This window comes from Thermohalobaculum sp. (assembly GCF_058622915.1).
This window is the reverse complement of the sequence record NZ_JBZSYN010000019.1, coordinates 1-3532: the sequence shown is the minus strand read 5'-3', so window position 1 is coordinate 3532 and position 3532 is coordinate 1. Positions and strand designations below refer to the sequence as shown.

Sequence of the window (3532 nt, the reverse complement as noted above, 5' to 3'; positions counted from 1 at the left end):
GCCGGCAAGGCCCGCTCGCACGGCATGGCCGCGCCCCGGCTCGGGGGCCGGGGCACGATGCGGCGGCGCGACCGGGGCCCGGCACGATGACCGGCAAGCCCCGCTCGCACGGCATGTTCGCGCCCCGGCCCACGGCCGTCCCGCGGCCGCTCGCGGCCGACCAGGCGCCGGCGGGGGCCTTCCGGGTGCGGGTGCTGACCATCTTCCCCGAGCTGTTCCCCGGCCCGCTGGCGGCCTCGCTGACCGGAAAGGCGCTGGCCGAGCGGCTGTGGAGCCTCGAGACTCTGGACATTCGGCGATTCGCGCGCAATAAGCACCGCACCGTGGACGACACCCCGGCGGGCGGCGGGCCAGGCATGGTCATGAAGCCCGATGTGGTGGCGGCGGCGATCGACGCGGCCCAGGCCGATGCTCCCGCAGACCGGGCGCGTTGGCCTGTGATCTATCTGTCCCCCCGCGGGCGCCCGCTGAGCCAGGCGCGCGTGCGGGAGCTGGCCCGGGGCGAGGGAATGACGCTCCTGTGCGGCCGCTTCGAGGGGGTCGACGAGCGCGTGCTCGAGGCGCGCGGGGTCGAGGAGCTCTCGCTGGGGGACTTCGTGCTCACCGGCGGCGAGATCCCGGCCATGGCGCTGATCGACGCGGTGGTGCGGCTGAGGCCCGGCGTGCTGGGCAACGAGGCCAGCACCGAGGAGGAAAGTTTCGCCGCGGGGCTCCTGGAGCACCCGCACTACACCAGGCCCCAGCTCTGGGAGGGGCGCGAGGTACCGGAGGTTCTCCTCTCCGGCCATCACGCCCGCATCGCCGAATGGCGGCGCGCCAGGGCCGAGGCGCTGACGAAGGAAAGACGTCCCGACCTCTGGCGGGCCCATGTCGAACGCGACTCGGCGACCGGTGGAGACACAGAGCAATCGGACGCAGACATATCCGCCGGCAAGGCGGGCAGAAAAAGGGGACCAGGGCCATGGACCTGATCAGGCAGATCGAGGCCGAGCAGATCGCCGAGCTCGGCAAGACGATTCCGGAGTTCATCGCCGGCGACACCGTGCGCGTGGGCTACAAGGTGACCGAGGGCAACCGCACCCGGGTGCAGAACTTCGAGGGCGTGTGCATCGCGCGCAAGGGCGGCAGCGGCATCGGCGCCTCGTTCGTGGTACGCAAGATCTCGTTCGGCGAGGGCGTGGAGCGCGTGTTCCCGCTCTACTCGCCCAATATCGACGCCATCACCGTGGTGCGCCGGGGCAAGGTGCGCCGCGCCAAGCTCTATTACCTGCGCCAGCGCCGCGGCAAGTCGGCCCGCATCGCCGAGCGCGCCGCCAAGACGCGCGAGACGGCGACGGCCGAGTAGCCGGCCCGCCGGCCAGCGTTTCGACGGGCGGCCCCGGCGGCTGCCCGTTTCGCTTTCGAGCGGACCCCCGCCAAGCTTCCCCAGTTGCTGCCGGAGAGGCGCACCGGGCGCGCCGGAGAGGGGCGCTCGGGGCGGGGGTGACAGAAGTGCGCGGCGGAGATCGAGGACTGCTCCAGGCTGCGGGACTCGGCGCCGGCCGCACGCTTCCACGCCGTTCCCAGGGCCCACCGCCAGTGCCGGCCCGCAGGCGCGGGCCTCAGAAGTCGATGGCGCGGCCGTCCTTCTCCCAGTCGCCGTAGCGGGTGGGATCGGGGCCGTCGCGGCCGCCGAGCTCGCGGGGGCGTGCCACGGGCGTCTGAGCGGCGCGGCGGGCCTCGGCCTCGGCCAGCGCGCGGCGGGCCGCGGCGGCGATGCGCTCTTTTTTGGCCTTCGCGGTGTCCATATATCTGGTCCAATGCTGCGCCGTGCGACCATATGGGCGCGGGCCGGCATCAGGCAAGCGGTGGATGGAAGGGCAGGGCCATGAATTACATCAAGACCATGCTGCTGCTGGCGGCCATGACCGCGCTGTTCCTTGGCGTCGGCTGGCTGATCGGCGGCACGGGCGGCGCCGTGATCGCCTTCGTGGTGGCGCTGGGCATGAACGCCTTCGCGTTCTGGAACTCGGACAGGATGGCGCTGGCGGCGCACGGCGCGCACCAGGTGGACCGGGCCTCGGCGCCCGAGGTCTATCGCATCGTCGAGGGGCTGGCGGGCCGCGCCGGGCTGCCGATGCCCAAGATCTACCTGATCGATTCGGACCAGCCGAACGCCTTCGCCACCGGCCGCAGTCCCGCGAACGCGGCGGTGGCGGTGACCACCGGCATCCTGCACGCGCTGAGCCGCGAGGAGCTGGCCGGGGTGATCGCGCACGAGCTGAGCCACGTGAAGAACCGCGACACGCTGGTGATGACGGTGGCGGCGACCGTCGCGGGCGCCATCTCGATGCTGGCGCAGTTCGGCCTGTTCTTCGGCGGCGTGTTCGGCGGCGGGCGCGGCAGGGGGCCGCTCGGCTTTATCGGCGTGATCTTGGCGGCCATCATGGCGCCGATCGCGGCCATGCTGATCCAGATGATGATCAGCCGCACGCGCGAATACGCCGCCGACCGCATGGGCGGCGAGATCTGCGGCAACCCGCTGTGGCTGGCCTCGGCGCTGGGGCGCATCTCCGACCGCGCCCAGCAGGTGGAGATGGGCTCGGCCGAGCGCCACCAGGCCACCGCGCACCTGTTCATCGTCAACCCGCTGAGCGGGCGGCAGATGGACAGCCTGTTCGCCACCCACCCGAGCACCGAGAACCGCATCCGGGCGCTCAAGGAGCAGGCGCGCGAGATGGGCCGCACGGCCGATCCCTCGGGCTTCGGCGAGCAGCGGCAGCCGGTGGTGCGCCGGGGTCCGTGGGGGTGAGCCACCGGCGCCGGCCCGCCGGGCACAGCGACGGCGCGGTGCCGGGCCTCGCGGCCCGGCGCGGCGCGCTGTTCCTGATCGGCGCCGTGCTCGACCGCGGCGCCATGCTGCACGACGCGGGCCTGACCGGCGAGCCGGCCGAGCGGGCCGAGGCGCGCGGGCTCGCCGACCTGACGCTGCGGCGGCTGGGCCAGGTGGACGCGGCGCTGGGGCGCATGCTGGCGCGCATGCCCGAGCCGCCGGTGACCCACGTGCTGCGCCTGATGGCCGCCGAGCTGATGTTCGCCGGCACGGCGCCGCACGCCGCGGTCGACCTCGCGGTGCGGCTGGTCAAGGGGGCGAGGGGCGGCGCGCGCTTCAAGGGACTGGTCAACGCGGTGGGCCGGCGCCTGGCGGCCGAGGGCGCCGAGATCGCCGCGGCGCAGGACGCAGGCCGGCTGAACGCGCCGGGGTGGCTGTGGCAGGCGCTGGTTGCCGACTGGGGCGAGGCGGCGGCCGGGGCCATCGCCGCGGCGCATCTGGTGCCCGCCCCGGTGGACCTGACGCCGCGCGATGCCGCGGAGGCCGCGCGGCTGGCGGCCGAGCTGGGCGCCGAGCTTCTGCCCACCGGCACGCTGCGCCTGCCCGGCCGGCCGCAGGTCACCGCCCTGCCCGGCTATGAGCGCGGCGCCTGGTGGGTGCAGGACGCGGCAGCCGCCCTGCCCGCCCGGCTGCTGCCGGGGGCGGGGGCGGGCGCGCGGG

The 3532-nt window shown here is 74.5% G+C and carries 5 protein-coding genes; 4 read left to right on the top strand and 1 reads right to left on the bottom strand.

Annotation, left to right across the window (positions count from 1 at the left end; all coding sequences use genetic code 11):
• The first annotated feature begins 86 nt into the window (after nt 1-86).
• Together trmD and rplS are read left to right on the top strand one after the other, a co-directional pair.
• Nucleotides 87-971 (top strand): tRNA (guanosine(37)-N1)-methyltransferase TrmD, encoded by an 885-nt coding sequence (trmD, locus tag AC32QD_RS01515; RefSeq protein WP_492008715.1) that lies wholly within the window; start codon nt 87-89, stop codon nt 969-971.
• On the top strand, nt 962-1345 hold the full coding sequence (gene rplS, locus AC32QD_RS01510; RefSeq protein WP_492008714.1) for a 50S ribosomal protein L19: 384 nt from the start codon (nt 962-964) through the stop codon (nt 1343-1345). The genes trmD and rplS overlap by 10 nt, the downstream gene beginning before the upstream one ends.
• A 256-nt stretch (nt 1346-1601) precedes the next feature.
• Here the strand turns inward: rplS and AC32QD_RS01505 are convergent, their stop codons facing one another.
• Nucleotides 1602-1787, bottom strand: a complete 186-nt coding sequence (locus AC32QD_RS01505; RefSeq protein ID WP_492008713.1) for a DUF1674 domain-containing protein — start codon at nt 1785-1787, stop codon at nt 1602-1604.
• An 80-nt stretch (nt 1788-1867) separates the two neighbouring features.
• Here AC32QD_RS01505 and htpX point away from each other — a divergent pair, with 80 nt between their 5' ends.
• Both htpX and AC32QD_RS01495 read left to right on the top strand, forming a co-directional pair.
• Entirely contained in the window at nt 1868-2791 is a 924-nt protein-coding gene (gene htpX / locus AC32QD_RS01500) for a zinc metalloprotease HtpX (RefSeq protein WP_492008712.1), read from the top strand.
• Nucleotides 2788-3532, top strand: a 745-nt coding sequence (locus AC32QD_RS01495) for a transcription antitermination factor NusB (RefSeq protein WP_492008711.1), incomplete at its 3' end; no start/stop codon positions are given. The genes htpX and AC32QD_RS01495, both read left to right, overlap by 4 nt.